Origin of the sequence: Kribbella sp. NPDC000426 (assembly GCF_040300265.1) — a bacterium.
Classification (GTDB): domain Bacteria; phylum Actinomycetota; class Actinomycetes; order Propionibacteriales; family Kribbellaceae; genus Kribbella.
This window is the reverse complement of record NZ_JBEPDK010000004.1, coordinates 442,604-468,156: the sequence shown is the minus strand read 5'-3', so window position 1 is coordinate 468,156 and position 25,553 is coordinate 442,604. Positions and strand designations below refer to the sequence as shown.

At 68.2% G+C, this 25,553-nt stretch carries 33 protein-coding genes; 18 read left to right on the top strand and 15 right to left on the bottom strand.

Translation table 11 applies throughout. From position 1 onward, the window contains the following. Nucleotide 1: 1 nt before the first annotated feature. On the top strand, nucleotides 2–1,399 hold the full coding sequence (locus ABT313_RS21490; protein WP_350856432.1) for an APC family permease: 1,398 nt from the start codon (nucleotides 2–4) through the stop codon (nucleotides 1,397–1,399). Here the strand turns inward: ABT313_RS21490 and ABT313_RS21485 are convergent. Then, a complete protein-coding gene (locus ABT313_RS21485) occupies nucleotides 1,341–2,543 on the bottom strand; it encodes a Cmx/CmrA family chloramphenicol efflux MFS transporter (protein ID WP_350856429.1) in 1,203 nt (400 codons plus the stop codon). The two genes, ABT313_RS21490 and ABT313_RS21485, sit on opposite strands and share 59 nt — an antisense overlap. Before the next feature lie 110 nt (nucleotides 2,544–2,653). On the opposite strand from ABT313_RS21485, the gene ABT313_RS21480 reads away from it, so the two are divergent. Then, complete coding sequence (locus ABT313_RS21480) at nucleotides 2,654–3,259, top strand: rhomboid family intramembrane serine protease (protein ID WP_350856426.1); 606 nt, start codon at nucleotides 2,654–2,656, stop codon at nucleotides 3,257–3,259. Here ABT313_RS21480 and ABT313_RS21475 read toward each other — a convergent pair. Continuing rightward, a complete protein-coding gene (locus tag ABT313_RS21475; protein ID WP_350856423.1) occupies nucleotides 3,252–4,172 on the bottom strand; it encodes a threonine/serine dehydratase in 921 nt (306 codons plus the stop codon). The genes ABT313_RS21480 and ABT313_RS21475 overlap by 8 nt on opposite strands. Before the next feature lie 49 nt (nucleotides 4,173–4,221). Between ABT313_RS21475 and ABT313_RS21470 the strand changes: the two genes are divergently transcribed. Further along, nucleotides 4,222–6,105, top strand: a complete 1,884-nt coding sequence (locus tag ABT313_RS21470; protein WP_350856420.1) for a propionyl-CoA synthetase — start codon at nucleotides 4,222–4,224, stop codon at nucleotides 6,103–6,105. Here ABT313_RS21470 and ABT313_RS21465 read toward each other — a convergent pair. Then, the gene (locus ABT313_RS21465) at nucleotides 6,073–6,852 is read right to left on the bottom strand and encodes an alpha/beta fold hydrolase (protein WP_350856417.1); all 780 of its coding nucleotides are present in this window, start codon (nucleotides 6,850–6,852) and stop codon (nucleotides 6,073–6,075) included. The two genes, ABT313_RS21470 and ABT313_RS21465, sit on opposite strands and share 33 nt — an antisense overlap. Before the next feature lie 17 nt (nucleotides 6,853–6,869). Here ABT313_RS21465 and ABT313_RS21460 point away from each other — a divergent pair, with 17 nt between their 5' ends. Together ABT313_RS21460 and ABT313_RS21455 are read left to right on the top strand one after the other, a co-directional pair. Continuing rightward, on the top strand, nucleotides 6,870–7,520 hold the full coding sequence (locus ABT313_RS21460; protein WP_350856414.1) for an SDR family oxidoreductase: 651 nt from the start codon (nucleotides 6,870–6,872) through the stop codon (nucleotides 7,518–7,520). A 37-nt stretch (nucleotides 7,521–7,557) separates the two neighbouring features. Next, entirely contained in the window at nucleotides 7,558–7,986 is a 429-nt protein-coding gene (locus tag ABT313_RS21455) for an OsmC family protein (RefSeq protein WP_350856411.1), read from the top strand. On the opposite strand, the gene ABT313_RS21450 is transcribed toward ABT313_RS21455, so the two are convergent. Further along, the gene (locus ABT313_RS21450; RefSeq protein ID WP_350856408.1) at nucleotides 7,976–8,770 is read right to left on the bottom strand and encodes an alpha/beta fold hydrolase; all 795 of its coding nucleotides are present in this window, start codon (nucleotides 8,768–8,770) and stop codon (nucleotides 7,976–7,978) included. The genes ABT313_RS21455 and ABT313_RS21450 overlap by 11 nt on opposite strands. Before the next feature lie 69 nt (nucleotides 8,771–8,839). Here ABT313_RS21450 and ABT313_RS21445 point away from each other — a divergent pair, with 69 nt between their 5' ends. Further along, entirely contained in the window at nucleotides 8,840–9,289 is a 450-nt protein-coding gene (locus ABT313_RS21445; RefSeq protein WP_350856405.1) for a MarR family transcriptional regulator, read from the top strand. A 15-nt stretch (nucleotides 9,290–9,304) separates the two neighbouring features. On the opposite strand, the gene ABT313_RS21440 is transcribed toward ABT313_RS21445, so the two are convergent. The 3 genes from ABT313_RS21440 to ABT313_RS21430 are packed head-to-tail and all read right to left on the bottom strand — an operon-like array spanning nucleotide 9,305 to nucleotide 11,406. Continuing rightward, nucleotides 9,305–10,090, bottom strand: coding sequence for an SDR family oxidoreductase (locus tag ABT313_RS21440; RefSeq protein ID WP_350856403.1), 786 nt, complete (start codon nucleotides 10,088–10,090; stop codon nucleotides 9,305–9,307). Then, the gene (locus tag ABT313_RS21435; protein WP_350856400.1) at nucleotides 10,087–10,926 is read right to left on the bottom strand and encodes a hypothetical protein; all 840 of its coding nucleotides are present in this window, start codon (nucleotides 10,924–10,926) and stop codon (nucleotides 10,087–10,089) included. Before ABT313_RS21435 ends, ABT313_RS21440 begins: the two co-directional genes overlap by 4 nt. Nucleotides 10,927–10,938: 12 nt before the next feature. Beyond that, nucleotides 10,939–11,406, bottom strand: a complete 468-nt coding sequence (locus ABT313_RS21430; protein ID WP_350856397.1) for an Lrp/AsnC family transcriptional regulator — start codon at nucleotides 11,404–11,406, stop codon at nucleotides 10,939–10,941. Between the two features lie 93 nt (nucleotides 11,407–11,499). On the opposite strand from ABT313_RS21430, the gene ABT313_RS21425 reads away from it, so the two are divergent. Further along, nucleotides 11,500–12,348 carry an LLM class flavin-dependent oxidoreductase gene (locus ABT313_RS21425; RefSeq protein WP_350856395.1) on the top strand — a complete coding sequence of 283 codons (849 nt, stop codon included), beginning with the start codon at nucleotides 11,500–11,502 and terminating at the stop codon, nucleotides 12,346–12,348. Next, complete coding sequence (locus tag ABT313_RS21420; RefSeq protein ID WP_350856392.1) at nucleotides 12,338–12,763, top strand: nucleoside deaminase; 426 nt, start codon at nucleotides 12,338–12,340, stop codon at nucleotides 12,761–12,763. The genes ABT313_RS21425 and ABT313_RS21420 overlap by 11 nt, the downstream gene beginning before the upstream one ends. 1 nt (nucleotide 12,764) lies before the next feature. Here ABT313_RS21420 and ABT313_RS21415 read toward each other — a convergent pair whose 3' ends face one another. Then, nucleotides 12,765–13,673 (bottom strand): LppU/SCO3897 family protein, encoded by a 909-nt coding sequence (locus tag ABT313_RS21415; RefSeq protein ID WP_350856389.1) that lies wholly within the window; start codon nucleotides 13,671–13,673, stop codon nucleotides 12,765–12,767. 95 nt (nucleotides 13,674–13,768) lie between these two features. Here ABT313_RS21415 and ABT313_RS21410 point away from each other — a divergent pair, with 95 nt between their 5' ends. Continuing rightward, on the top strand, nucleotides 13,769–14,203 hold the full coding sequence (locus ABT313_RS21410; protein ID WP_350856386.1) for a GNAT family N-acetyltransferase: 435 nt from the start codon (nucleotides 13,769–13,771) through the stop codon (nucleotides 14,201–14,203). Here ABT313_RS21410 and ABT313_RS21405 read toward each other — a convergent pair. Continuing rightward, the gene (locus ABT313_RS21405; protein WP_350856383.1) at nucleotides 14,185–15,132 is read right to left on the bottom strand and encodes a helix-turn-helix transcriptional regulator; all 948 of its coding nucleotides are present in this window, start codon (nucleotides 15,130–15,132) and stop codon (nucleotides 14,185–14,187) included. The genes ABT313_RS21410 and ABT313_RS21405 overlap by 19 nt on opposite strands. A gap of 108 nt (nucleotides 15,133–15,240) precedes the next feature. Between ABT313_RS21405 and ABT313_RS21400 the strand changes: the two genes are divergently transcribed. The 3 genes from ABT313_RS21400 (at nucleotide 15,241) to ABT313_RS21390 (ending at nucleotide 17,386) form a co-directional block, all read left to right on the top strand. Further along, nucleotides 15,241–16,188: a helix-turn-helix transcriptional regulator gene (locus tag ABT313_RS21400; protein ID WP_350856380.1), complete on the top strand. Its 948-nt coding sequence runs from the start codon at nucleotides 15,241–15,243 to the stop codon at nucleotides 16,186–16,188. A gap of 300 nt (nucleotides 16,189–16,488) precedes the next feature. Then, nucleotides 16,489–16,779 (top strand): DUF1905 domain-containing protein, encoded by a 291-nt coding sequence (locus ABT313_RS21395; protein ID WP_350856377.1) that lies wholly within the window; start codon nucleotides 16,489–16,491, stop codon nucleotides 16,777–16,779. Nucleotides 16,780–16,837: 58 nt separating this feature from the next. Continuing rightward, nucleotides 16,838–17,386: an isochorismatase family protein gene (locus ABT313_RS21390; protein WP_350856374.1), complete on the top strand. Its 549-nt coding sequence runs from the start codon at nucleotides 16,838–16,840 to the stop codon at nucleotides 17,384–17,386. A 40-nt stretch (nucleotides 17,387–17,426) separates the two neighbouring features. Here the strand turns inward: ABT313_RS21390 and ABT313_RS21385 are convergent, their stop codons facing one another. Then, nucleotides 17,427–18,359, bottom strand: a complete 933-nt coding sequence (locus ABT313_RS21385) for an aldo/keto reductase (protein ID WP_350856371.1) — start codon at nucleotides 18,357–18,359, stop codon at nucleotides 17,427–17,429. Between the two features lie 71 nt (nucleotides 18,360–18,430). On the opposite strand from ABT313_RS21385, the gene ABT313_RS21380 reads away from it, so the two are divergent. Continuing rightward, nucleotides 18,431–19,258 (top strand): phosphotransferase, encoded by an 828-nt coding sequence (locus ABT313_RS21380; protein WP_350856369.1) that lies wholly within the window; start codon nucleotides 18,431–18,433, stop codon nucleotides 19,256–19,258. Here the strand turns inward: ABT313_RS21380 and ABT313_RS21375 are convergent. Together ABT313_RS21375 and ABT313_RS21370 are read right to left on the bottom strand one after the other, a co-directional pair. After that, nucleotides 19,251–19,811 (bottom strand): cysteine hydrolase family protein, encoded by a 561-nt coding sequence (locus tag ABT313_RS21375; RefSeq protein WP_350856366.1) that lies wholly within the window; start codon nucleotides 19,809–19,811, stop codon nucleotides 19,251–19,253. The two genes, ABT313_RS21380 and ABT313_RS21375, sit on opposite strands and share 8 nt — an antisense overlap. Nucleotides 19,812–19,837: 26 nt before the next feature. Next, complete coding sequence (locus tag ABT313_RS21370) at nucleotides 19,838–20,116, bottom strand: MarR family transcriptional regulator (RefSeq protein ID WP_350856363.1); 279 nt, start codon at nucleotides 20,114–20,116, stop codon at nucleotides 19,838–19,840. A gap of 73 nt (nucleotides 20,117–20,189) precedes the next feature. Between ABT313_RS21370 and ABT313_RS21365 the strand changes: the two genes are divergently transcribed. From ABT313_RS21365 to ABT313_RS21350, 4 genes are all read left to right on the top strand, one after another. Next, nucleotides 20,190–20,936: an SAM-dependent methyltransferase gene (locus tag ABT313_RS21365; RefSeq protein WP_350856360.1), complete on the top strand. Its 747-nt coding sequence runs from the start codon at nucleotides 20,190–20,192 to the stop codon at nucleotides 20,934–20,936. A gap of 63 nt (nucleotides 20,937–20,999) precedes the next feature. Next, entirely contained in the window at nucleotides 21,000–21,383 is a 384-nt protein-coding gene (locus tag ABT313_RS21360; protein ID WP_350856357.1) for a tautomerase family protein, read from the top strand. A 5-nt stretch (nucleotides 21,384–21,388) separates the two neighbouring features. After that, nucleotides 21,389–21,874, top strand: coding sequence for an NUDIX domain-containing protein (locus ABT313_RS21355; RefSeq protein WP_350856354.1), 486 nt, complete (start codon nucleotides 21,389–21,391; stop codon nucleotides 21,872–21,874). Then, on the top strand, nucleotides 21,874–22,605 hold the full coding sequence (locus ABT313_RS21350) for a DUF3626 domain-containing protein (RefSeq protein ID WP_350856352.1): 732 nt from the start codon (nucleotides 21,874–21,876) through the stop codon (nucleotides 22,603–22,605). Before ABT313_RS21355 ends, ABT313_RS21350 begins: the two co-directional genes overlap by 1 nt. Here ABT313_RS21350 and ABT313_RS21345 read toward each other — a convergent pair. The 3 genes from ABT313_RS21345 to ABT313_RS21335 all read right to left on the bottom strand — a co-directional run bounded on the left by ABT313_RS21345 (nucleotide 22,576) and on the right by ABT313_RS21335 (nucleotide 24,546). Then, complete coding sequence (locus tag ABT313_RS21345) at nucleotides 22,576–23,820, bottom strand: RNA polymerase sigma factor (RefSeq protein ID WP_350856349.1); 1,245 nt, start codon at nucleotides 23,818–23,820, stop codon at nucleotides 22,576–22,578. The two genes, ABT313_RS21350 and ABT313_RS21345, sit on opposite strands and share 30 nt — an antisense overlap. Beyond that, the gene (locus tag ABT313_RS21340) at nucleotides 23,817–24,140 is read right to left on the bottom strand and encodes a YciI family protein (protein WP_350856346.1); all 324 of its coding nucleotides are present in this window, start codon (nucleotides 24,138–24,140) and stop codon (nucleotides 23,817–23,819) included. The genes ABT313_RS21345 and ABT313_RS21340 overlap by 4 nt, the downstream gene beginning before the upstream one ends. A gap of 76 nt (nucleotides 24,141–24,216) precedes the next feature. Continuing rightward, nucleotides 24,217–24,546 (bottom strand): YciI family protein, encoded by a 330-nt coding sequence (locus tag ABT313_RS21335; RefSeq protein WP_350856343.1) that lies wholly within the window; start codon nucleotides 24,544–24,546, stop codon nucleotides 24,217–24,219. Nucleotides 24,547–24,566: 20 nt separating this feature from the next. Between ABT313_RS21335 and ABT313_RS21330 the strand changes: the two genes are divergently transcribed. Then, the gene (locus ABT313_RS21330; RefSeq protein WP_350856341.1) at nucleotides 24,567–25,511 is read left to right on the top strand and encodes a GNAT family N-acetyltransferase; all 945 of its coding nucleotides are present in this window, start codon (nucleotides 24,567–24,569) and stop codon (nucleotides 25,509–25,511) included. The last annotated feature ends 42 nt before the right edge of the window (nucleotides 25,512–25,553 follow it).

Sequence of the window (25,553 nt, the reverse complement as noted above, 5' to 3'; positions counted from 1 at the left end):
GATGAGTGAAACCGCTGCCGCGGCGCGCCCCGAACTCAAGCGGGTCATGGGCCCCGGACTTCTGCTCCTGTTCGTCGTCGGCGACATTCTCGGCACCGGCGTCTACGCACTGACCGGCAAGGTGGCGGGGGAGGTCGGCGGGGCGGTGTGGCTGCCGTTCCTGTGCGCGTTCGTCGTTGCGATGCTGACTGCGACCAGTTATCTGGAGCTCGTCACGAAGTACCCGAAGGCCGGTGGCGCCGCGGTCTACACGCACAAGGCGTTCGGGATCCACTTCCTCACGTTCCTGCTGACGTTCGCGGTGATGTGCTCGGGTCTGACCTCGGCGTCGAGTGCGTCGAAGGCGTTCGCGGCGAACTTCTTCTCCGCCGCGCACATCGACCCCGACCGCGGGTCGGTGCTGATGATCACCGCGCTCGCGTTCATGACGCTGATCGCGCTGGTGAACCTGCGCGGTGTCGGTGAGAGCGTGAAGGCGAACGTCGTACTGACGTGTGTCGAGCTGAGCGGTCTGCTGATCGTGATCGGTATCGGCGCGTGGGCGTTGATCGGCGGTGACGGCGACCCGTCCCGGCTGACCGACTTCCATGTGCCCGAGGGCGAGTCGCCGTTCGGCGCCGTGACGGCCGCGACCGCGCTGGCGTTCTTCGCGATGGTCGGGTTCGAGGACTCGGTGAACATGGCCGAGGAGACCAAGGACCCGGTCAGGATCTTCCCGAAGATCATGCTGATCGGCCTGTGCATCACCGGCGTCATCTACGTGCTGGTCGCGATCTCCGCGGTCGCGCTGGTCTCGCCCGACGAGCTCAACAAGGGCGCGACGCCGCTGCTCAAGGTCGTCCAGGCCGGTGCGCCCGGGTTCCCGCTCGAGGTGTTCGCGTGGATCACGATGTTCGCGGTCGCGAACTCCGCCCTGATCAACATGCTGATGGCCAGCCGCCTGCTGTACGGGATGTCGCACGAGCAGGTGCTGCCCGGTCCGCTCGGTCGCGTCCTGCGCAAGCGGCGTACGCCGTACATCGCGATCCTGTTCACGACGCTGCTCGCGTTCGTCCTGATCGGGTACGCCGACCTGGCGGCGCTCGGCGGTACGACGGCGTTCCTGCTGCTGTGCGTGTTCGCGATCGTGAACGTCGCGGTGCTGGTGCTGCGGCGGGACAAGGTCGAGCACAAGCACTTCAACGCACCGACCGCGCTGCCGGTGCTCGGGGTCGTGCTGTGCGTGTACCTGGCCAGCCCGTTGTCCGGGCGGGCGTCGGCCGACTACAAGATCGCCGGCTGGCTGATGCTTGTGGGGGTCGGGCTGTGGGCGATCACGTGGCTGCTGAACAAGTACGTGTTCAAGCGGCACGCCGATTTCGATCCGTCGCATCTCGACCCGCAAGGCCCGGTGAACTGACCGGGGTGCCCAGCACCGCGAGCAGGACCGTCGCGAGGGCCGCGAGCCCGGTGGCGACGGCGATCCAGCCGAGGGCGGGGTAGCCCGCGCCGGCGTCGATCGCCAGGCCGCCGAGCCACGGCCCGACGGTGATGCCGACGTTGAACGCGGAGAAGTTGGTCGCGGTGGCCAACGTCGGCGCGTCGCCGGCCAGGCTGAACACGCGCGCGTTCAGGGCCGGGTTGGCGGCGAACCCGAAGCCGCCCAGCAAGGCGATCACCGCGATCGCCGGCACCGGCTCGGACGCGGAGATCGCGAGCAGCGCCGATAGACCGACCAGCCCGGTGATGCTGATGAACAAGGTGTGGAAAGGAAGCGCGTCGGCGAACCGGCCGCCGCAGTTGATCCCGACGAACGACCCGAGGCCGTAGAGGGCGAGCACGCCGGGGACCGCGACCGGCGGCAGGCCAGTCGCCTGGGTCAGGAGAGGCGCCAGGTAGCTGAAGACGACCAGGATCGTCGCAGTGACCAGCGCAGTGGTGCCGAACGCGAGCCACAGACGCGCGTTGACCAGCACTCTCAGCTCGTCGGCCAGGCGTGGCGCCGTGGCCGGATCGGGCCGATCGGCGGGCACGGTTCTGAGTACGCCGAGCATGGCCAGAACGCACAGCCCGGCGACGGTCCAGAAAGCGGATCGCCATCCGAGCTGCTGGCCCAGGACCGTCCCGAGCGGCAACCCGACGATGGTCGCGACGGTCAGACCACCGGTCACCACACTCATCGCGCGGGCGCGCCGGTCCGCGCTGACCAGCGCCATCACGGTGACCGCGGCCACCGACCAGAACCCGGCGTACACAAAGGCACCGACGACGCGGGTAATCAGTAGGAGCGGGTAGCTCGGTGTCAGGGCGCCCGCCACGTGGGCCAGCACGAAGACCGCGAGGAAGGCGAGCAGCGCCGTACGGCGGGACCAGGTCAGTGTGACGACCGCGAGGACCGGCGCGCCGACCAGCATGCCGACGGCGAAGGCGGAGATCAGCAGGCCGGCCTGCGGGATCGTGATCTGCAGATCGGCCGACAGCTCCGGCAGCAGCCCGGCGAGCATCAGTTCGGACGTGCCCTGCGCGAAGATGCTCAGACCCAGGACATAGACAGCTATCGGCATCGTTCCCCCTCACTCCGACGAGTGCCACTCGGAGTATCTCAGAGATCACTGTCCGCTGTCGCCGCGCCTGTCACGGGCTGAGACTTGGGGGAGTACGGCATGGTGGATACATGAGTTCGCAGACTCCGGCGAAACGCTCCGGGCGGAGTGTGGACACCGCCAAGATCGGCGGTGGGCTGAAGCTGCTCGCGGCGCTGCTCGGTGTGATGTGGCTGAGCGAGGTCATCGACACCGCGACCAACGGCTCACTCGACCAGTACGGGATCATCTCGCGCGAGCCGCGCGGACTGATCGGCATCCTGACCGCGCCGTTCCTGCACCTCGGGTTCGGCCATCTGATCTCGAACACGCTGCCACTGGTCACGCTCGGCGCGATCATCGCGATCAGCGGCGCGACCCGGCTGTTCCAGGTGACCGCGATCGTGACGGTGCTCGGCGGGTTCGGCACCTGGCTGATCTCGCCGCCGAACACGATCACGATCGGCGCGAGCGGGCTGGTGTTCGGGTACGCGTCGTACCTGATCGTGCGGGGGTTGTTCAACCGCCGGCTCGGACAGGTCGTGGTCGGAATCATCGTGATCATGGTGTGGGGCAGCGCCCTGCTCACCAGCCTGCTGCCGCAGGACGGGATCTCCTGGCAGGGCCACCTGTGCGGCGGTATCGCCGGTCTGATCGCGGCGTGGGTGCTCGCCGACGACAGACGACGGGTCAAGTAAGCGTGCCGGGGTCCGTGTTCGAACCGCAGACGACCACGACGACCCGCTCACCGGCGGCCGGCTTGTAGGCGCCGGACGCCAGTGCGGCCCAGGCCACCGCTCCGCCGTGCTCGGTGGCGAGATGGTGTTCGTACCAGAGCTGCTTGCGGGCGGCAACGATCGCGTCGTCGTCGACGAGGACCGACTGCACGTGATGGCTCTGCACTGCCGCGTGGGCAAGGTCGCCCAGGCGACGCGCTCCCAGCGAGTCGGCAGCAACGCCGGCCACCGGGCCGTCGGCCGGTTGGCCGGCCTCGATGGCACGGCGCATGGTCGGGGCCAGGGCGGGCTCCACGCCGATGACCTGGGCGTTGTCGCCGATCGCGGTCGCGATTCCGGCGATCAGGCCGCCGCCACCGACGGCGACCAGGACCGTGTCGAACGGGCCGGCCTGCTCCAGAAGCTCGAGCCCGACCGTGCCCTGGCCGGCGACGACCTCCGGCTGGTCGTAGGCGTGCACCAGCAGCGCGCCCGACTCGTCCTGGGCCGCGAGCGCCGCCTGGTACGCCTCGGCGTACTCGCTGCCGATCTGGACGACGTCCGCGTCGAGCGTCCGCAGCTTGCCGAGCTTCGCGGCCGGGGTCGTCTCCGGGACGAAGATCCGGGCCGGTACGCCGAGTTCCCGGGCCGCGTAGGCCGCCGCGAGCCCGTGGTTGCCGCCCGAGGCGGCGACGATGCCCTGACCGGTCAGCTCGCCGCTGTCCTTGGCGCTGAGCAGCCGGTTGAACGCGCCGCGCGGCTTGAACGAGCCGGTGTGCTGGAGCAGTTCGAGCTTGAACGTGAGGCCGGGCGCGACCTCGATCACCGGCGTACGGCGTACCCGCCCTGCGATCCGCTCCGCCGCCTGCCGCACGTCATCGACACTTACCGTCATGCGTCAACCCTGCCACGATGGGAGGAAGTCGACCGACGGAGGCCATCGAATGGGCACGTACGACGAGAGCTACCGGCGGAGCCTGGACGACCCGCACGGGTTCTGGCTGGAGGCGGCGGAGGCGATCTCCTGGACGCGTCCGCCGACCCGCGCGATCGACGCCACCGATGCCCCGATCTACCGCTGGTACCCCGATGGCCTGCTGAACACGTCGTACAACGCCCTGGACCGCCACGTCGAAGCAGGCAACGGCGACCGGACGGCCCTTGTCTACGACTCGCCTGTCACCGGCACCGGCGCGACCTTCACGTACGCCGAGCTCCGCGACGAGGTCGCCCGATTCGCCGGCGCGCTGGCATCTCTCGGTGTCGGCAAGGGTGACCGGGTCATCGTCTACATGCCGATGGTCCCGGAAGCAGTCGTGGCCATGCTCGCCTGCGCCCGGCTCGGCGCGATCCACTCGGTGGTCTTCGGCGGCTTCGCCCCGCGCGAGCTGGCGGCTCGCATCGACGACGCGACCCCCAAGGTCATCGTCGCGGCTTCCTGCGGGATCGAGCCGACCCGCGTGGTCGAGTACAAACCGATCATCGACCAGGCCCTGGAGATCGCCGAGCACAACCCCGAACACACGATCGTCCTGCAGCGCCCACAGGCCGAGGCCACGCTGGGCGAGCGCGACCTCGACTGGACCGACCTCACCGCGAAGGCCGAGCCGGCCGGTCCGGTGCAGGTCGACGCGACCGATCCGCTCTACATCCTCTACACCTCCGGTACGACGGGAAAGCCGAAAGGTGTCGTCCGCGACAACGGCGGCCACGCCGTCGCGCTCGCCTGGACGATGCGCAACGTCTACGACATCGGCCCGGGCGACGTGTGGTGGACCGCCTCGGATGTCGGCTGGGTCGTCGGCCACTCGTACATCGTCTACGCCCCGCTCCTCGTCGGCGCGACCACCGTCCTGTACGAAGGCAAACCGGTCGGTACGCCGGACGCGGGCGCCTTCTGGCGGGTGATCTCCGAGCACGGCGCGAAGGCCCTGTTCACCGCCCCGACCGCGATCCGCGCGATCAAGAAGGTCGATCCGGAGGCGGCCGAGGTGGCGAAGTACCCGCTGGACCGTTTCCGGACGCTGTTCCTGGCGGGGGAGCGGCTCGACCCGGAGACCTACCACTGGGCCCACGAACATCTCGGCGTACCCGTCGTCGACCACTGGTGGCAGACCGAGACGGGCTGGCCGATCGCGGCCAACCCGCGCGGGCTCGAGCCGCTGCCGACCAAGCCGGGCTCGGCCACCGTGCCGATGCCCGGCTGGAACGTGCAGATCCTGGATGCGTACGGCAAGGAACTGCTGCTGCACGAGGAGGGCTCGATCGCGATCAAGCTGCCGCTGCCGCCGGGCGCGTTGCCGACGCTGTGGGGCGACGACCAGCGCTACATCGACAGCTATCTGAAGGAGTACGACGGCTACTACCTGACCGGTGACGGCGGGTTCATCGACGAGGACGGGTACATCTTCGTGATGGGCCGCACCGACGACGTGATCAACGTGGCCGGGCACCGGCTGTCGACCGGTTCGATCGAGGCCGTCGTCGCGGCCAACGCTGCCGTCGCGGAGTGCGCCGTGATCGGCATACACGATCCGTTGAAGGGGCAGCTGCCGCGGGCGCTCGTCGTACTGAAGGCGGGCGCGTCGGTGGGTGCGGAGACGCTGCGCGACGAGCTGGTGGCCGCCGTACGGCGGGAGATCGGGCCGGTGGCGGCGTTCCGGGACGTGTCGATCGTGGACGCGTTGCCGAAGACCCGGTCGGGCAAGATCCTGCGCCGGACGATGCGCGGGATCGCGGACGGGCGCGACGAGCCGGTGCCGTCGACGATCGAGGATCCGGCCGTGCTGGACGCCTTACGCCCGGTGTTGCGCACCCAGGAAGGCTAGAACCGCCGGACTTGCGACCGACCGGGACTCGTGGAAGTAGGCGTGGCGAGCGCCTTGGATCAGCTCGGCGCGCGCTCCGGGGATGCGGTCCGCGAGTAGCTGGGCGTTGGCAACCGGGCTGAAGATGTCGTCCGTACCGTGCAGGACCAGGGTCGGCGCGGTGATGCTCGGCAGGCCGTCCCAGGCGTCGTGCTTGTTGCTGGCGACCAGGTGCCGGCCCTTGGCGTACGTCGGCATGCTCTGGTCGCCGAGGACGTAGTACGGACCGGGGTTGTCTGCCAGCCAGCGCGATGTGTACATCAGCTCGAGCAGCACGCGATCGGTCCGTGCCGGGTCGGCGAGTGCCTTGCGGATCTCCTGGCTCCGCTCGTATCCGTGGGCGGCGCCGGGCGACGTACAGCCGAGGACGAGTGCGTCGACCCGCTCCGGGTGGTCGATCGCCAGCCATTGCGCGACACGACCGCCCATCGAGGTCCCGTAGATGTCTGCGCTGTCCAGTTCGAGGGCGTCCAGCACGGCCACGACGTCGTTCGCGAAGCCGCGGGTGCTGTACACCTCGTCCGGCTTGTCGCTGGCTCCGGTGCCTCGCCAGTCCAGCGTGATCGTCCGGCGTTGTTCGAAGTCGGAGCGGATCGGATCCCACCAGGTGTGGTTGTTCGACTGACCGGCCAGCAGCACAAGTGGTTGCCCCTCGCCCCGAACCTGATAGGCGATCCGTGTCCCGTCGATCGTTGATGCGAATGGCACAGAGATAGTCTGCGGGTATGCGAGTCGTCATTGCAGGTGGACACGGACAGATCGCGCTGCGGCTGACCAAGCTGCTGAGCGGTGACGGTCACGAGGTCGTCGGGCTGGTGCGCAACCCGGACCACTCCGCGGACATCGCCGCGGCCGGCGGGCAGGCCGCCGTACTCGATCTGGAGAAGGTGGACGCGAGCGCGGTCGCGGAGGTGCTGGCCGGTGCGGACGTCGCGATCTTCTCGGCCGGCGCGGGTCCGGGCAGCGGGAACGCCCGCAAGGACACGGTCGACCGCGGTGCGGCGGCCTTGTTCGCGGACGCGGCGCAGCAGGCCGGCGTACGGCGGCACATCCAGGTCGGCTCGATGGGCGCGGACCAGGCGCCGTCGCTGACCGACGACGAGACGTTCACCGTCTATCTGCGGGCGAAGTGGGCGGCCGAGGAGGACCTGCGCGCGCGGGACCTGGACTGGACCGTGCTGCGACCGGGCAGCCTCACCAACGACCCCGGCACCGGCAACATCCTGCTCGCCGACAAGACCGGCCGCGGCCGGATCAGCCGCGACGACGTCGCGCTGGTGCTGGCCGGCCTCTGCGACACCCCGGCCTCGATCGGCCGGACCCTCGAGCTCATCGCCGGCGACACCCCGGTGGATGAGGCTCTCAACTCCCTCTGAAGTTGCCACAAGCAACAGAATGTGACGGTTCGGCAAGATGGCAGACACACTCCGCCAGGTGACCTTCGAGCGCGTGGCGAACAGCAGCTACGAGGTGCGCAACGCCCGCGGCGGCACGATCCGGGTCGGCTCGGGCGGTGCGGAGACCGACTTCACCCCGGTGGAGCTGCTGCTGGCCGCGATCGGGACCTGCTCGGCGATCGACGTCGACATCGTCGTCAGCCGCCGCGCGGAACCGACCGAGTTCAGCGCGGTCGTGCGCGGGGACAAGATCCGGGACGCCGAGGAGGGCAACCGGATGGAGAACCTCGCGGTCGAGTTCGTCGTGCACTTCCCCGAGGGCGAGGACGGTGACAAGGCCCGCGAGGCGTTGCCGCGCGCGGTCAAGATGTCCCACGACCGGCTCTGCACGGTCAGCCGGACGGTCGAGCTCGGTTCTCCGGTCACGACGACCGTCAACGACTGAGCAGTTCCCGGAGTGTGTCCGCGTAGGCCTTCGGGTGGCTGAGGTTGCCGTTGTGGCCGCCTGGGAAGAGCTGTAGCTGCTGGTCGAGCACTGCGGCGAGCGCCTCTGCGCACTGGTAGTCGAAGACGGTGCGCGGCGTCGTCGTACCCGCTGCTGGGATGACTCGTGCGGTGACTGTCGTGAGGTCGGCGGGGAGGTCGTCCGCGGCGGCGCGGAAGTCGTGGCGGATGAAGTAGTCGAAGTTCGCGATCCGGTTGGCGTCCATCGGGAAGTCGGTGCGGTTCGGTTCGCCGTACGACGGGTCGATGCCGAGTGCGCGGGCGATCTCCGGGACGGTCGCCTGCAGGCCGTTGGCGAGGTAGTGGTCGCGGAGTTCGGTGAGCTCGTCGCGGTGGCGCTTCGGCTCGGCGCCGGCCAGCAGCCACGGCGCGATCGGCTCATGGGCGACCAGCGTCTGCAGTTGGCCAGGATGGTCGGCGGCTACGTGTAGGCCGATGACGGCGCCGAGGCTGCAGCCGAGCATCGCCACGGGCTCGTCGGTCAGGTGCGCGAGCAGACGATGTACGTCGTCAGCGTGGTCGGCAATCGTCGCTGGGTGGTCGAGTCGGCTCCGGGACAGGCCGCGGCGATCGTACGTGAGCACTGTGTACTCGTCTTTGAGGTGTCCGACCAGGTCGACCGTGCGGTCGGCGTCGCCTTCGCCGCTCTGCGAGATCAGCAGCAACGGACCGGTGCCTTCGAGTTGGTAGTGGAGGGCTGCGCCGGGAACTTCCAGGATCGTCATGGTTCGGAGATTACATCTAGGTCGATACATCTATCAAGATGTATCTGAGTTGATGTAGATTTTCGGGGTGTGAACGGTGTGGAGCTCTTCCTGCTCGGACGGGCGCTGATGAAGATCGGCGAGGACGCGTTGCCGGAGCCGCCCGGGGGAGCGGGGAAGTACGCCGGGAGTGCGCGGATGGTGCTGATCGTCGCGAGCGATATCGCCGGGCACCCGGAGAGCGCGGTGGGGGAGATCGCCGCGCGGACCGGTCTGCCGCAGAGCCAGGTGTCGACCGCGATCGCCCGGCTGAAGGAGGCCGGGTCGGTCATCACGACCACCGACCCCGCCGACCGACGGCGCGCCCTGGTCAGCCAGGCTCCCGGCGTCTCGGACCGCCTGGCTCAGGTACGCGCCACCACGATCGAGCCAGCCCTCGCCGAGGCCCTCGGCACCGACGACCCAGCCCGAGTCGCCGAGGTCGCCGCTGCCCTCGACCAACTCGCCCGCGCCCTACTACCCAACCGCCCAGCCAACTAGCGCGGCCGGGGTCGGTCAGGCTGCTAGGAACTCGCTGGCTGGGCGGATTCGCGTCTTGAGGAGGGACTGGGTTCGGTGGCTGTCCAGCTGGACGTCGGACGGTTCGCCTGGGATGGACGGGAGCGCGTCGGGGTTGAGGCCGTCGCGGATCGCGATGAGCTGGCCGAGTTCCAGCCGGCTCAGTGCCTCGGGGCCGGCGACGTGGGTGATGCCAGTGTGGTCGGACGTCAGCAGTTCGAGCAGTGCCGACGCCAGGTCGGTGACGTGGACGGGGCAGCGGATGTTGCCGGTGTAGAACGCTCCGGGCTCGCCCGCGGCCAGTCGTCGTACGCGCTGTTCTTCTTCCGAGTGGCCGTCGGACCCGATGATGAGCGACGTACGCGCGATGACCGCATCCGGGATCATCGCGTGGATCGCCGTCTCCGCGGCTGCCTTCGCGGCGCCGTACGGCGTGACCGGGCACGGCGCCTCGTGCTCGCGGTACGCCGTCTTGCGCGGGCCGAACACCGCATCGGTCGACACGAACACGAGCCGCGCACCATCGGCGGCCAAGGCGACGTTGACCGCGCCGAGCGCAGTCGTTGCCCAGTCGTCCTGCAGGTAGGCGGTGTGGATGATGCCGTCCGGACGCACGCTGCGGATCACGTCGCGGACCTGGTCCCGTCGCCGTACGTCAAGCTGCACTCCGCCTGGCAGAGCCTTCGAGTGGTACGCCGGCACCAAGTCAATCGCTTGTTCCCCGGCGCGGAGCAGGAGTTCACGCCCCAGGAAACCGGTGGCCCCAGTGACGAGCAACCTCACGCCACAACTCTATGACGTTCCAGCCGCCACCCGGCAGTCCGGGTCGCGCGTTTGACCTCGGCGACCGTTCGGATCTTCCGCGGTGTCATCCAGGACTGCGACGGCTTGTGCAGCATCCACCCGTCGCCGATGGTCAGCGCCGCGTGCTGGACCCTCGACGCCGTGTCGCGCCAGACGAACACAGTGCCGGGTACGTCGTCCCGTCCGCCGCGCTCGGTGTGATTCGCGAGCCACTGCTCGAACGGCTCCCGCAGCATCCACACGTTCTCCGCGCCCTCGACTCCGCAGCCGGCCATCACAGTGCCGAAGCAGTTCGGCCCGCTCCCATCCGGAAACGTCCCTGCCAGCTCACGGACTCGCTCAAACTGCCTGGGCCATGTGCGAACCTCCGTGTGCCTGCTGGGCCCGAGGTCCTCACTGACGATGTGCGGCAGCACGTTGCCGGGCTCGGTCAACAGCGACTTCCACCAGACGAACCGGTGCCCGTCCGCCTGCTGCCGGATGCCCGGCCCGACAACACCCGCCCACTTCCGCACCGTCGGAACCGCCCCACGCCCGTAGTCCACCTGCGCGCGCACGAGCGCGGCCCGGGTCGCCTTCGGGACCTCGCCGTACGCTGCCTCGCTCAGCCAGACGGTGCGCGCAGCCCGCCGGTCGATGTTGTAGATCCGGTAGGTGTCGCGATCCTCCGGCGTCGGCTCGCGGTCGTCGGAAGTCAGCTTCCAGGTGGTCGCCTGCTTGTTCGTGACGAAGAACGGCTGCTCGTCCGGCGCGAGCCAGTCCACCCATCGCTCCAGCAGGCCAGGCGAGACGTCGATCCCCAGGACGGTCAGCACCCGGCAACGCTCTCACTCCCGGGTGGACTCGGTCACCGGCTTTTCCGGTCCGCGGTACCGCTGGGTCTGCGAGTAGACCAGGTTGGTCGTCGTACTGCCGAAGTCGGTCAGCTCGTTGACCAGCTCCTCGAGATGCGGCATCGACGCGGCCGCGACCTTCAGCGTGTAGCAGTCGTCCCCGGTGGTCCGCAGGCACTCGAGGATCTCGCGCCGCTCGGCCAGCAGCCGGTGCAGCGGCTCGTGCTTGTTGCCCGGGTACTTCAGCCGTACGACGGCCAGCACCGGGTAGCCGACCTTGGTCAGGTCGACCTCGGCGCGGTAGCCGGTAATGACGCCGATCGCCTCGAGCCGGCGTACCCGCTCGGTGGTCGCCGACGCGCTCAGGCTGACGCGCCGGCCGAGCTCGGTCAGCGAGATCCGCGCGTCCTCCTGCAGCTCGCTGAGGATCGCCCAGTCGGTCGAATCGAGAGTCCCGGTCACCTGACCAATCTACCGGCGATTCCACGGCCCGAGGTGCTGTACGCCGGGAAGAATCTCTTCAGAACGCGGCCGCTGCCTGGATAGCCTGAGGACGTGGAACTTGGAGTGAACGTGCCGAACTTCGGCCCCGGGACGAATCCGGCGCGGCTGCGCGACTGGGCTCGCGTGGTCGAAGGACTCGGATTCGACCTGCTGATGGTGTCCGACCATGTCGTGATCACGCCGGATGTGGCCGAGCAGTATCCGGCCCCGTTCTACGAGCCGTTCACCACGCTGAGCTGGCTGGCCGGCATCACCTCACGGGTGCGGCTCGGGACGACGGTGCTGATCGCGCCGTACCGACATCCGTTGCTGGTGGCAAGGATGGCGGCGAACCTCGACCAGCTCAGCGGCGGCCGCCTCGTGCTCGGTGTCGGTGTCGGCTGGGCGCGGCAGGAGTTCGAAGCACTGGGCGCTGAACATGCGCGGCGCGGACGTGACACCGACGAGCTGCTCGCCGAACTCCGGCGCGCCTGGGCCGACACGGCGGGCTACGGTGGCGGAAACATCCCGATCTGGGTCGGCGGCTCGAGCCCCGCAGCCCTCCGCCGTACCATACGGTTTGGTACGGCGTGGCATCCGCTGCGACAGCGCATCGACCAGCTGCGCGCCGGTCTGGATCAGCTGCGGACGATGGCCGAATCGCTCGACCGGCCGGTTCCCGGGTTCGCGCCGCGCATCCTGTTGCGGCTGACGGACAAGCCCCTGCCTGACGGCGATCGTGTCGCCGGTGAGGGCACGGTGGAGCAGGTGATCGGCGACCTCGAAGTACTGCGGGAGCTCGGCGCGCAGAGCGTCGTACTCGATCCCTATCAGGGCGATCCCGCGGAGACGGAACGGCCCGAAGCGGCCTGGCAGGCGCTCGCGACAACGAGAGACTCTTGGAGACGACGTGACACCTGAAGCAGAAGGATTCCTGCGCCGCGCGATCGCACTGGCCGCGGCCGCGCGCGAGGCGGGCGACCCGCCGTTCGGCTCGCTGCTCGTCGGGCCGGACGGGACGGTGCTGGCCGAGGACCACAACACGACGATCAGCGAAGGCAACATCAGCTTCCACCCGGAGCTGAAGCTCGCCGTCTGGGCCGCACAGCACCTGTCACCCGAGGACGCGGCCGGCACGACCATGTACACCAGCTGCCAGCCGTGCGGGATGTGCACCGGCGCGCTCGCCCGTTCCGGGCTCGGCCGGGTGGTCTACGCGTTGTCCGGCGAGCAGCTCGACGGGTTGAAGTCCACCGGCGGCTTCCCCGCCGTACCGCAGGAAGGACCTGCGCTGTACGACGAGGCGCGCGTGCCGGTAGACGGGTACTACGTGTAGCTCACTTCACGTGCACGAGGCAGAGCGTGTACTTGTCCGAACCGTGCTCGGAGACGTACGAGGCCTCGGCGTTGTACTGGTCGCACTGGCTGTCGTCGGTCGAGTCGTCGATCTTGCCGACGATCTTGTACTCGGCCTCGGATGACGTGCAGTCGACGACCTTCACGTCCGGGCTGGTCGAGGTGCCGTTGTTCACCACGCAGGCGCCGACGTCGGCCTTCGCCTCGGTCGAGTTCAGGTTGGCGAAGACGATCAGCGCGATCAGCGCGACCGGCAGCAGCAGCATCAGGATCGCCGGACGCTGGAACAGCGGCTTGCCCGGGTTCATCGGCCGGCCCGGGCCCGGCTGCGGCTCCGGCAGGCTCTTGAACTTCTGCATCGGGCCGATGTTCATCAGCATCGTGATCGGGTTGATGATCGACGAGCCGACGCCCCACCAGCCCTGCCACAGGCTCTTCGACGTCATGTCGCGAACCGACGCGATCCCGCAGGTCCGGCAGAACGGACCCTGCAGCTTCAGGAACCGCATCAGGATGATCATGCCCTGGTGGCCGCGTACGGTCGCCTCGGCCGCCGGGTACCCACCGCAGAACCGGCAGGTCATCTGGCCCTGCGGAGCGAACGACTGCTGAGCACCCTGCTGCGGGAACGACTGGCCGAACTGCGGCTGGCTCGGGTACTGCCCCTGCGGGAACTGAGCCTGCTGCTGGGGCTGCTGCGGGGCCTGCTGGTACGGCTGGCCGTGGTACTGCTGCTGACCCTGCTGCTGGTCTGGGTACTGACCTGGGTACTGGCCCGGCTGCTGCTGGTCAGGCTGGGTGTACTGCGGGAACTGCTGCGGCGGCGGACCGTAGCCGGCCGGCTGACCTGGGTACGGGTTCTGCGGCGGCTGGGGAGGGGATGTGGTCACGAATGGTTCCTGAGGCTTGGTCGGGACACGCTGAACCATGGCACCTTACTCACACCAATGGTCCATTCGGCCGTTCATATGCCACAGTGCGCGGCATGCTCACCATCGGCCCGCTGACCTCTACCGACCGTGACTCCTGGCAGGAGCTGTTTGCCGGCTACAACGAGTTCTACGGACGCACGATGCCGGACGAGTTCTTCGATCAGGCGTGGACCAGGTTCCAGCTGGACACCGAGATCCACGCGCTCGGCGCCAGGCTGGGCGGCCGGCTCGTCGGGATCGCGCACTTCCTCACGCACGCGAGTACGACGGCACCGGACTCCTGCTACCTGCAGGACCTGTTCACCGCGCCCGAGGCCCGCGGTCAGGGTGCGGCGCGGGCGCTGATCGCGGCGGTCACGGACTGGGCTCGCGAGCGAGGCTGCGGCCGGGTCTACTGGTCGACGCACGAGAGCAACGCGACCGCCCGCCGGCTCTACGACCAGGTCGCCGAGAACCGCGGCTTCATCCTCTATCTGATCCCGCTGTAGCGGTCGGTCAGTTCGCGGCCGAGGCGTGCCAGTTCGGCCTGAACCTCCGGCGGGTCGAGCACCTCGATCGACCCGCCCCAGCCGGCCAGTTCCTGGGCGATCATCAGGGGCGTGGGCGCGCTGATCTTCAGCCGGACCCGGTCGCCGTCCGTCCCGTCGACCTCGCAGTTGCGGCCGAGGCGGTCCTGCATCACCCAGACGTGCCGCTGGTCCATCAGAACAGTTGCCGTCAGCCCCGATCGCCGTACCTCCATCCGCTCGACGATCTCGCCCCAGGCAGTCGACAGGTCGAATCCCTCCGGCCGCTCGAACGTCTCGTCCGTCGCCTGGGCCGCCACCACGCGATCGATGCGGAACGTGCGCTGCCCGCGGTTCGTCCCGGCGATCAGGTACCAGATGTCGTCCTTGTCGACGAGCCCGAGCGGATCGACCATCCGCTCCGAGGTCTGATGCCCGCGGCCCGAGTAGACCAGCCGGACTCGGTTCCGGCGTACGACGGCGTCTTGGAGGCTGCGTACCAGCTCGGGGCGCTCCTTCACGTGGGCACCCCAGCGCGCCGGGTCGATCACGACCGCCTCGGCCGCGGCCTGCGCGTGCTCGCGGAAGGTGCCGGGCAGCGCGCGAACCAGTTTGCGGAGCGCTGCCTTCGCCTCCGGCGCGATCGACGCCGCGGGACCGACGAGGAGGAACAAGGCCTGTGCTTCCGTTGCCGTGAGCCCGCTCAGGTCGGTGCGAGCGCCGCCGACCAGTTGCCAGCCGCCGTTGCGGCCGGGCTGTGGATAAACCGGGATCCCGGCTGTGGACAACGCCTCGAGATCGCGGCGGGCGGTCGCGACCGAGATCTCCAACTCCTGTGCGACGTCGGCCGCGGTCACCCGGCCGCGGGCCTGCATCAGCAACAACACCGCTACCAGTCGATCTGCCCGCACGATCCGATCGTCGCAGACAAACTGCTCATCTCGTGAGCACTACTGTCTTTCTGTCGGACCTGCACGCTAGCCTCAGTTCCGGACGGACACCTTCCGGAATGGTGAGCGATGGCGTACGACGTGAGCCCGACAGCCCGGACCTTGATGGTCCTGGAGCTGATCCAGAACAGCCCCGGCATCACTGCCGACCAGTTGGGAGACAAGCTCGGCGTCTCCGAACGCGCGGCCCGGCGGTATGTCGCGATCCTGCGCGAGGCCGACATACCGATCGAGTCCGTCCGCGGCCCGTACGGCGGTTACCGCGTCGGCCGTGGGCTGCGGCTGCCGCCGCTGATGTTCAGCACCACCGAGGCGCTCGGCCTCGTGATGGCGGTGCTGGAGGGACCGCGCGGCTCCGCGGACCCGGTCGAGAACGCGCTCGGCAAGATCATCCGCGTGCTGCCTGAGCAGATCGCCCGCTCAACCGACGCGATCCGCCGGGTCAGCGCCCGCGGGCCTGACCCGGGCGCCCGGACACCGGAGCCCGAGATCACGGCCGCCCTGGTGTCGTACAGCACCGAATGCCGGCAGGTCCGCATCCACTACCGCCTGCATCAGGCTGAGCGGCCGATGGAGGTCGACCCCTGGGCAGTTGTCGTACGCCGAGGCCGTTGGTATCTGCTGTGCTGGTCCCACGCCAAGGACTCCCAACGTGTCCTCCGCGTCGACAAGGTCACCAAGGTCGAGCCACTCACCCAGGACTTCACGCCGCCACCCGACCTCGACCCACTGGCGGCTGTCGAGGAGCATCTGGCCCTCGGCTGGAAGTACCCGATCGAGGTCGTGATCGACGCCCCGCGCGCCGATGCCGCCTGGTGGATCCCACGCTCGATGGGCCGCCTCGAGCCCATCGACGAGACCCACACCCGCCTCCTGGCCAGCACCGACGAACCCGACTGGTACGCCGCCCAGCTGACGGCGATCCGAGCCCCCTACAAGATCCTCGGCAGCCCTGAAATCCAGGCCGCCTCCCAGGCCCTGGGCCAACGCCTGATCGCCGCGAGCACTCTCGACTGATGCGCCTGAACACCGTGACCTGGGGCTCGGGCCCGCGCACGGCCGTCCTCCTGCACGGCATGCTCGGCAGCGCCACGCAGTACCACCAACTCGGCCCGGCCACTCTCTCGGCGCCGTCGTTCTGGCGCACGCGGTGTCCCAGCTACGTCCAGCTCGCGCCGTGTACGTCGACGTACCTCTCGTCAACTCACCACACGATCCGCCGGCTGACCACCACGAACGCCGTATCCGCTCCGTCCGTGGAGCGGGGCATTGTGTCTGGTATGGATTTCTCGACGACTTCATGGAGGTGCTGGAGGCGTGAACGAGATCGAGTTCGCCGGGGAGATCTGGTACTGGCGCGGGCCGGCGCCCTGGTACTTCATCACGGTGCCGGAGGAGGAGTGCGGGTACTTCGAGGCCGAGTCGGGCTTCGTCAGTTACGGGTGGGGGATGATCCCGGTCGTCGCCGAGATCGGCGGGACCGAGTGGGACACGTCGATGTTTCCGAAGGACGGGCGGTATCTGCTGCCGGTGAAGGCCTCGGTGCGACGGGCCGAGGATCTCGACGACGGTGACGTGCCGACCGTGCGGTTACGGCTGCGGACCTGAAACTGTCGGCGGCCGGGTCTAGCGTTCGGCGTACATCGAGGATGGGGAGGTAGCGAGCATGTCCACGCTGGCTGATCGGCCGAACACGGCCTTGTTGGTGGTCGACGTACAGAACGGTGTCGTCGCCGAGGCGCACGAGCGCGACCAGGTGGTTGCGAATATCAGCACGCTCGTCGGCAAGGCCCGCGCGGGCGGCGTGCCGGTCGTGTGGGTGCAGCACTCGAGCGACAACCTCGTGAAGGACAGCGACGAGTGGCAGTTCGTGCCCGAGCTGTCCCGCGACGGCTCCGAGGCGCTCGTCCACAAGACGTTCCCCGACTCCTTCGAAGCGACCGACCTCGAAGACGTCCTCGCCAGCGCCGGCATCGGCCACCTGATCGTGAGCGGCGCGCAGACCGACGAATGCATCCGCTCCACCATCCACGGCGCCTTCGTCCGCGGGTACGACGTCACCCTGGTCGGGGACGCGCACACGACCGAGAACCTCTCGGAGTACGGCGCTCCGACGCCCGACAAGGTCATCGCCCACACCAATCTGTATTGGCAGTATCACCGGGCACCGGGCCGCACCGCAGCCGTGCAGAACACCGACGAGGTCAGCTTCTAGGTGACGCCGGGGCGACGCTCGCCGCCCCGGCATCGGTGACTCAGCCCGAGACAGCGTCGAGGACGGCGAAGTCCTCGGGGGAGAGGGTGATGCCCGCAGCCATCAGGTTCTCCTCGAGGTGCTGCCGGCTCGACGTGCCCGGAATTACGAGGACGTGCGCGCCCCGGCTGAGCGTCCACGCCAATCGGATCTGCGCGGGCGTCGCGCCGTGCCGATCCGCGACCTCCTGTACGGCAGCCGACTCCGGCACCCCGCCGGCCTCCCGCGACTCCGCGGTCAGCGTGAAGAACGGCACGAACGCGATCCCGAGCTCACCGCACAGACCGAGGATCTCGTCGTTCACCCGCCCGAATCCCACGCTGTACCGGTTCTGCACCGCCACCACCGGCGCAATTTCGCGCGCCTCCTGAAGATGCTCCAACCGCACATTCGACACACCCAGGTGCCGGATCATGCCCTTCGCCTGCAATTCGGCGAGGACGCCGAAATGCTCCGCGATCGACTTCATCCCGTGCAGCCGCAGATTGACCAGATCCAGCACGTCCACCCCGAGCGCCCGCAGATCACGCTCCACCAGGGCCGGCAACTCGTCCGGCCGCGCCAACCCGTCCCTCGTCGGCCCCACCTTCGTCGCCACCACCACCTCCTTCGGGTACGGCGTGAGCGCACGGCGGATCACGTCGTTCGCCCAGTCGAGGCTCTCGAACGACGTCTGTCCCGCGCCGCCGTGACTCGGGTAGAACGCCGCAGTGTCGATGTGGTTCACGCCCAGCTCGACCGCGTGCCGCAGCAGCGCGACAGCCCGCTCCTGCAGATCCGCCTCGTCGCGGAGGGCGCCCGCCAGCCGCTTGGTGCCGAAACCGATCCGCCGTACCGCAACATCCCCGAGCTGCCAGAATTCGCCGGACTTGCTTTCCGCAATTCCTGATGATAGGTTAAATGGTAGAGACGTATTTACCTGTGAATTCTGCATTCGGCCAGGATAAATCCTCGAAGGACATTCGTCCACCTTTCTCGCCATTCTTTCTGCGTTATTCTGCGCAGGTGGGACTCACTGACACACAACAGGCTCTTCTCGACGCCTGGCTGCCGTCGGCCGAGCTCGTCAAGGACCACAGCTGGGGTCTGGTCGGCACGCTCGTCCTCGAGCTCGTCCACAACGGCGAGCGCTACATCGCGAAGGCCGGAGACGCGGCCGACCACCACCTCGTCCGCGAGATACGGGCCCACCGCAACTGGCTGAGCCCATGGACCTCGCGGGGGAGGGCGCCGCAGTTCGTCGATGCCGACGACGAGGCCAAGCTGCTGCTGACGCGGTTCCTCCCCGGGCAGCTGGTCCACGGCACGCCCGCCGAATGGGCTCCCGCGACGTACGACGAAGCGGGTGAGCTGCTGGCGCAGTTCCATCAGCAGTCCGCCGTACCGGACGACGACTACGAGTCCCGCGAGAACCGGCGGACGCTTGCCAACCTCGGCAAACCGCACCGGATCGAGCCCGACCTGACCGAGCGTCTGCAGGCAGAGATCGCCGCCTGGCCGACACCGCTGGCGATTCTCGTGCCGACCCACGGCGACTGGCAGCCGCGCAACTGGCTGACCGACAACGGCATCATCCGCGTCATCGATTTCGGCCGGGCCGACCTCCGCCCGGCGTACACCGATCTCGCCCGGCTCGCCGCCCAGCAGTTCCGCTCGAACCCCGAGCTCGAGTCTGCCTTCCTCAGCGGCTACGGCTCAGACCCACGCGAGCCGGACGTCTGGCATCGTGCCCAACTCCGCGAGGCGATCAACACCTGCATCTGGGCCCACCAAGTCGGCGACGAACCGTTCGAGCAACAGGGCCACCGCATGATCGCGGAGGCCATCAGCTAGCGACAGTCTTGGCCCACTCGTCGATCGACACGACGTCGGCCTGCCGCGGGAACACCTTCTCGGTGAGCACGCGGTGGACCTCGGGGTCGGAGTCGCGACAGCCGTCCTCGAGAACCGTCAGCCGGAAGTCGAGGTCTGCCGCTTGGCGCACCGTGGACAGTACGACGCCGCCGGTGGCCAGCCCGGTGAGGACGAGGCTGTCGATATCGCCCGACCTGAGCACCACGTCGAGGTCGCTGCCCGCGAAGGCACTGACCCGCTTCTTCGTCACCACGATGTCGCCCGGCAGCGGGGCGACGTCCGGGTGGATCGCGACGTTCGGATCGTCCGCCGCCACCCCGACGCCGCCCGAGATCGCGCTGAACGCCTTGTTGCGGGAGCTGATCTCCGGATGGCCGGCGCGGAACCCGACGACCACGTAGATCACCGGGAGCTGCGCCGCGTGTGCGGCGTCGATCGCGCGACGCAGGCCGACGAGATAGTCGGGGCCGCCGGCGATCCGGTCCACGATGACCTGCTGTACGTCCATCACGAGAAGAGCTGTGTTCGCCATATGTGGTGTCCTTTCAAGCTTTGTGGTTAGAGGCGCTCCGACAGCCGGTCGAGCAGTGCCGGCAACTGCTGCAGCTCGCGTCGCTCGGCCTGGCTGAACTCGTCCTCGATGGCCTCGGCCAGTCCTTTGGGCCGAGACGGAGCGGCGGTCCGCCGCGATCTTGCGGCCGCGCGCGGCTCGCGGCTTACCAGTCCGCGTTCCTCGAGGGCGGCGAGGGTGACTGCCATGGCCTGAGGACGCACGCCCTCTTGCTCCGCCAGTGCGCTGGGGGAGGCCGGACCGTCGCTCTCCAGCCGGGCCAGCACATTAATTCATCATAAGTACCTGGCCGCCCGAAACTCCGTTGTCGGCGCTCGCGGAGGCTGGCATCGTCACCCCATGTCCTCAGCACTCGATGCGCTCACGCTCGACCGATATCCGCGGTCGAACGCCTATGACCGCCAGTGGATCGTCGACAACCTCATGGGCCCGCATCCGCTCTGGAGCGCGGAGGGTCTGATGGGGGCGATGACGCTCGAACCCGGGATGCGCGTCCTCGATCTCGGCTGCGGTACGGCGCTGACGTCGATCTTCCTCGCCCGCGAGTACGACGTGGAGGTGTGGGCGACCGACCTCTGGGTCGACCCGACCGAGAACTGGCAACGCATCCAGGATGCGGACGCCGCCGACCGCGTCCACCCGATCCGATCCGACGCCCACCAGCTCCCGTACGCCCACGACTTCTTCGACGCGATCGTCAGCATCGGCGCCTTCAACTACTTCGGCACCGGCGCCGACTACCTCGGCTACGTCACCCAGTTCCTCCGCCCCGGCGGCACGCTCGGCGTCGTCGTACCCGGCATCCGCACGGCGCCGGCCCTCACCCTCCCGCCGTACCTCGAGTCCCGCTGGGGCCCCGACCTCTGCACCTGGCTCCCACCCGACTGGTGGCACCAACTGTGGCAACGCACCAACCTGGTCACAGTCGAAACCGCCGATTTCCTCCCCGACAGCTGGTCCGACTGGCTCCTCTGGCTGAAAACCTGCGCCGAAGTAGGACGCGGCTACAAACCCGACGAACAAATGCTGCAAGCCGACCAGGGGAATTTGCTCGGTCTAACCCGCCTGGTAGCGAAGCTCAATTAGCAGTGTGGTTACTGCCACCGACATATTCGCGCTAGTGAAAGGATCCGTCGTATGCCGAGCACGATGATTGAAGTTCGTCGGGAGTATTCCGAGGCGGAGGAGGTTGCGCTGATCGATGCCGTGCACGATGCGGTGGTCAGCGGGTTTCAGATCCCGCCGCAGGACAACGACGTACGGCTCGTCGTCCACGCGCCGCACCGGTTCGCCTGCTCGCCGCGGTTGACGCAGCCGGAGTACTTCACCCTCATCACCATCGACTGCTTCGCCGGACGTTCACTCGACGCCAAGCGCACGCTCTACACGCACATGATCGCCAACCTGAAGCCCTTCAACATCCCCGAGGACCACGTCACGATCCTCATCCGGGACCACCCCACCCAGAACTGGGGCCTCCGCGGCGGCCACCCCGCCTCCGACCTGGACCTCGGCTTCAACATCAACGTCTGACAGGGATGACGCTGCGCACGACTCGCCACCTGACGTCGGTCTTCCTGCGTCGTCAGGGGAGTGTGCTCCTGCTGTACCGCCGCGGATCCCGCGCGATCGCCGACTCCTGGGTCGGCATCGGCGGGCACGTGGAAGCAGACGAGCTTGACGACCCCGCTCGCGCCGCTCTCCGGGAGCTTCACGAGGAGGTGGGGGTTGCCGCCGATCACCTCGACAACTTCAGCCTTCGGTACGTCGCGATGCGAGACACCGGCTCCGAGGTACGCACGACGTACTACTTCACGGCGGACCTACGCAGCGGCTCACCGATCCCGACCGAATGCACCGAGGGCGATCTCCGATGGTTCGAGCTCACGGTGGACCCGTCGACGCTCGAGATGCCGCCGACGGCTGCAGTCGCGTTCGCGCACTGGTTGGCCGAGGGCCGGCACGATGAACAGCTCCGGTTCATCGTGATCGACGCCGACGGACACGTGACGGGACCGCTCTGATGATCACGCTGCATTTTCATCCCAATTGGCCGCATGGGGATCGGATGGTGATTGAGTCGATGGCGGCGGATGGGTTTTATCGGTCGCAGTTTGTCACCGGAGTTTCCAACGGGGGATTGACGGCTTTCGAAGGCGGTGATCGGTGGCGGTGGGAGAGCCGGTTGTTCGCGCGGGAGTACGACGATCGGCCGGCGGCGGCGCGGCCGGTTTATGGGGTGTGGAATCGGCGGGAGGATGTCTACGGCGGCGGGATCCGGTTCGGGTCGTCGTACTTTCGGTTGAAGCCTGAGGCCGTCGAGCGGTCGACGTTCTGCTTTCCGGATTCTGCGCGGGATCCGCAGCACTTCGGCGACAGGAGTGTGTTGGAGCAGCTGTGCCGGCTGGCGGACGAGTCCGGCAACGACGATCTCGACGAGTACGTCGAAGCGCACGTCCACGGCGACGTACGACTCGACACCGACGGGGAAGCCGTGGTCCTCGACCCGTCGTTCATCGGCACGCAGGTTGAGGACGCCGCTCACAGGCTCGGTTGTCCGGTGGAGTATCACCCGGGGTTCCGTGCCACGGCTGACGACTTCGACCCGTCGTACCGCGGGCAGCACATCGTCGACCTGGCACGCACGCTCGGCGCGGACCTGACGCCTGAGCTACTCGGCCGCTCCGCGCACCAGGGGCAACCCATCAAGCAGGTCTGGCACTGCCTAGCCCGCTTCGGAAGGGTCGGCCGCTAGCTGGTCCCGGCGACGAGTCAGGTACGCCGTCTCGGCAGTGTTGCCGGCCAGCTCGATCGCCCGGTTGTACGCCGCCCGCGCCTGCCTGCTCTGGCCCATCCGCCGCAGCAGATCCGCCCGGGTCGCGTGGTACGCGTGGTACCCGTCCAGCTTCTCCGCGAGCCGATCAACCGTCGACATCGCCACCTCCGGCCCGTCAAGCTCAGCCACAGCGATCGCCCGGTTGAGCTCAACGATCGGGGACGGATCGACGCGGACCAGCTGCCCATACAGCGCAACCACCTGCGACCAGTCCGTGTCCCGCACATCCCGCGCGGAGGTGTGTACGGCGTTGATCGCCGCAAGGATCTGGTACCGCCCCGGGGCGACTCCGGCCGCCAACCGCTCGCGCACCAGCCGGTGTCCCTCCGCCACCATCGCCGCGTCCCAGGAGCCGCGATCCTGCTCGTCCAACGACACCAGCTCGCCACTCGCGGACACCCGCGCCGTACGACGCGCCTCGGTCAGCAGCATCAACGCCAGCAACCCGGCCACTTCACCGTCGTCCGGCATCAGAGCACGAATGAGCCGGGTCAACCGGATCGCCTCCGACGTCAGCTCATGCCGCACCGGATCCGTATCCGGGCCGGTCGCCAGATACCCCTCGTTGAACACGATGAACAACACAGTGAGTACGCCGGACACGCGCCGGGGGAGATCCTCCGCGTCGGGCACCCGATAGGGGATCCGAGCCGCCTTGATCTTCGACTTCGCACGGGTGATCCGCTGGCCCATCGCAGTCTCCTGCACCAGGAACGCCCGCGCGATCTCGGGCACGGTCAGCCCGCCGACCATGCGCAGCGTCAGCGCGACCCGCGTCTCCATCGACAGCGCCGGATGGCAGCAGGTGAAGATCAGCCGGAGGCGTTCGTCGTCGATCACACCGAGAGGCTCGGGCGGTTCGTCGTACGACATCTGAGCCTCCTTGTGTTTGTCGTCGCGCTTGTTCTCACGGCGCAGCCGGTCGATGGCCTTGCGGTTGGCGGTCGTGGTCAGCCACGCGCCAGGGTTCGGAGGTACGCCGGTGTCCGGCCACCGCTCGACGGCGGTCGCGAACGCTTCGGCAGCGGCCTCCTCGGCGACGTCGAGATCGCCGAAACGCTTGGTCAGGGACGCGACCACCCGCGCCCACTCCTCGTGGTGGACCCGCGTGATCGTCTCCCGGACATCGCTCACAGGAACGGCCGCACCTCGAGCCTGCGGTTGCACGCCTTCGACGCCTCGGTCACGAGCTCACGTGCCGCGTCGAGATCGGCGGCCTCCATGATCCACAGACCGGCGATGTACTCCTTGGACTCCAGGTACGGCCCGTCGGTGAAGATTGCCTCCGCACCGCGGTTGTCGACGACAGTGGCCGCGCTCGGCGCCGCGAGACCGCCGGCGAAGACCCAGTTGCCGTCGGCGATGATCCGTTCGTTGAACGCGGTGATCGCGGTCATCTCTTCCGGAGTGGCCGAATTGGTCCGGTCGTCGAGCACAGAAACCAGGAACTGCATCACACATCATCTCCCGTGGTGAATTCTTCGGAAACGGTAGCCGGTCGGCGATTCATCCGTCCGCTCATCTGTCCGCTCACTCGTCCGCGAACGGGCGTACTTCGAGCTTGCGGTTGCAGACCCGCGACGCTTCCGCGGCGAGCTTGAGCGCGACGTCGAGGTCCGGCGCGCGGACGATCCAGAGCCCGCCGAGGTGCTCCTTGGACTCCAGGTACGGCCCGTCGGTGAAGATCGCCCGCTCGCCGCGGTTGTCGACGACGGCGGCGGTCGCGGGGGAGTCGAGGCCGGCGACGAACACGAGGTACCCGTCGGCCCTGAGCCGCTCGTTGAACGCCTCGACCTCGCCCGAATCGTCGGTCGCATCGGCGGTGCTCTCGTCGTCGATCACAGAAATCAGGTACTGCATCTCGCATCAACTCCTCAGCTTTGAGCCTGCTCGGTGGCCAGTTCACCCCTTCCACGAACGCCTGCGCACCGATCCGACAATCTTCGCCCGAGAAACTTTCCACGCCGGGGGAGAGCCGCATCCTTGGTACGTTGCGCGCCATGACCGACCCCATCAGAACCGAGCGGCTCGTACTGCGTGAACCCGAGGCCCGGGATCGTACGGCGGTCATCGAACTCTTCACGTCCCCGGACGTCGGCACGTACATCGGCGGCCCCAGGGACCGCGACGAACTCGAGCGCGCCGTACCCACGTCACCGGAGAAGCGCCACGGCCTGTTCGTGGTCGATCTCGGCGGGCAAATGATCGGCATGGTCACGCTGGACCCTCGCGACCCGAACCGGCCCGGTACGGCATCCACGGAGCTCGGCTACATGTTCCTGCCGACCTCCTGGGGCCATGGGTACGCCGCCGAGGCCTGCGCCGCGGCGCTCACCTGGTTCGCAGCCACCCGTCCGGGCTCGCGCGTGGCCCTGACGACCCAGACCGCGAACGCCCGATCCCTCCGCCTGGCCGAGAAGCTCGGTTTCAGCGAGGTCACGCGCTTCCAGGAATACGGCGCCGAACAGTGGCTGGGGGTGTGGACGGCTCCGCAGTACAGCGGTATTGACTTCTATTGCGACGTCGCGATTCCTGACCCGAGCCGGCTCAACGTCGTACACGAAGACGAATTGGTCCTTGCATTCCATCACACGCGGCCGTTCTGGGAGACCCACATCGTCGTCGTGCCGAAACAGCACATTGCGTCATTCACCACGGTGAATTCGTCCGACGAATTGGTGATGCGGCAGTTGTTCGCGGTCGTCCAATCGATCGCCGCAGAAACCGAGAGAACGACCGGCGCGGCCGCAGTACTGACGAATCTCGGCGAATACCAGGACTCCAAACACCTCCACATTCACGTCCACAGCGGGCCTCGCCGGTAATCCGTGTGCACGGTCGCGAGCGCCGACGGCTATGGTCTGTCT

Coding starts and splice junctions, on each gene's coding strand:
- ABT313_RS21360 (WP_350856357.1), top strand. CDS start 21,000: ATGATTGAAGTTCGTCGGGAGTATTCCGAGGCGGAGGAGGTTGCGCTG.
- ABT313_RS21490 (WP_350856432.1), top strand. CDS start 2: ATGAGTGAAACCGCTGCCGCGGCGCGCCCCGAACTCAAGCGGGTCATG.
- ABT313_RS21470 (WP_350856420.1), top strand. CDS start 4,222: ATGGGCACGTACGACGAGAGCTACCGGCGGAGCCTGGACGACCCGCAC.
- ABT313_RS21455 (WP_350856411.1), top strand. CDS start 7,558: ATGGCAGACACACTCCGCCAGGTGACCTTCGAGCGCGTGGCGAACAGC.
- ABT313_RS21475 (WP_350856423.1), bottom strand. CDS start 4,172: ATGACGGTAAGTGTCGATGACGTGCGGCAGGCGGCGGAGCGGATCGCA.
- ABT313_RS21480 (WP_350856426.1), top strand. CDS start 2,654: ATGAGTTCGCAGACTCCGGCGAAACGCTCCGGGCGGAGTGTGGACACC.
- ABT313_RS21400 (WP_350856380.1), top strand. CDS start 15,241: ATGGCGTACGACGTGAGCCCGACAGCCCGGACCTTGATGGTCCTGGAG.
- ABT313_RS21385 (WP_350856371.1), bottom strand. CDS start 18,359: ATGCAGAATTCACAGGTAAATACGTCTCTACCATTTAACCTATCATCA.
- ABT313_RS21410 (WP_350856386.1), top strand. CDS start 13,769: ATGCTCACCATCGGCCCGCTGACCTCTACCGACCGTGACTCCTGGCAG.
- ABT313_RS21485 (WP_350856429.1), bottom strand. CDS start 2,543: ATGCCGATAGCTGTCTATGTCCTGGGTCTGAGCATCTTCGCGCAGGGC.
- ABT313_RS21460 (WP_350856414.1), top strand. CDS start 6,870: ATGCGAGTCGTCATTGCAGGTGGACACGGACAGATCGCGCTGCGGCTG.
- ABT313_RS21365 (WP_350856360.1), top strand. CDS start 20,190: ATGTCCTCAGCACTCGATGCGCTCACGCTCGACCGATATCCGCGGTCG.
- ABT313_RS21375 (WP_350856366.1), bottom strand. CDS start 19,811: ATGGCGAACACAGCTCTTCTCGTGATGGACGTACAGCAGGTCATCGTG.
- ABT313_RS21340 (WP_350856346.1), bottom strand. CDS start 24,140: ATGCAGTTCCTGGTTTCTGTGCTCGACGACCGGACCAATTCGGCCACT.
- ABT313_RS21390 (WP_350856374.1), top strand. CDS start 16,838: ATGTCCACGCTGGCTGATCGGCCGAACACGGCCTTGTTGGTGGTCGAC.
- ABT313_RS21355 (WP_350856354.1), top strand. CDS start 21,389: ATGACGCTGCGCACGACTCGCCACCTGACGTCGGTCTTCCTGCGTCGT.
- ABT313_RS21350 (WP_350856352.1), top strand. CDS start 21,874: ATGATCACGCTGCATTTTCATCCCAATTGGCCGCATGGGGATCGGATG.
- ABT313_RS21450 (WP_350856408.1), bottom strand. CDS start 8,770: ATGACGATCCTGGAAGTTCCCGGCGCAGCCCTCCACTACCAACTCGAA.
- ABT313_RS21335 (WP_350856343.1), bottom strand. CDS start 24,546: ATGCAGTACCTGATTTCTGTGATCGACGACGAGAGCACCGCCGATGCG.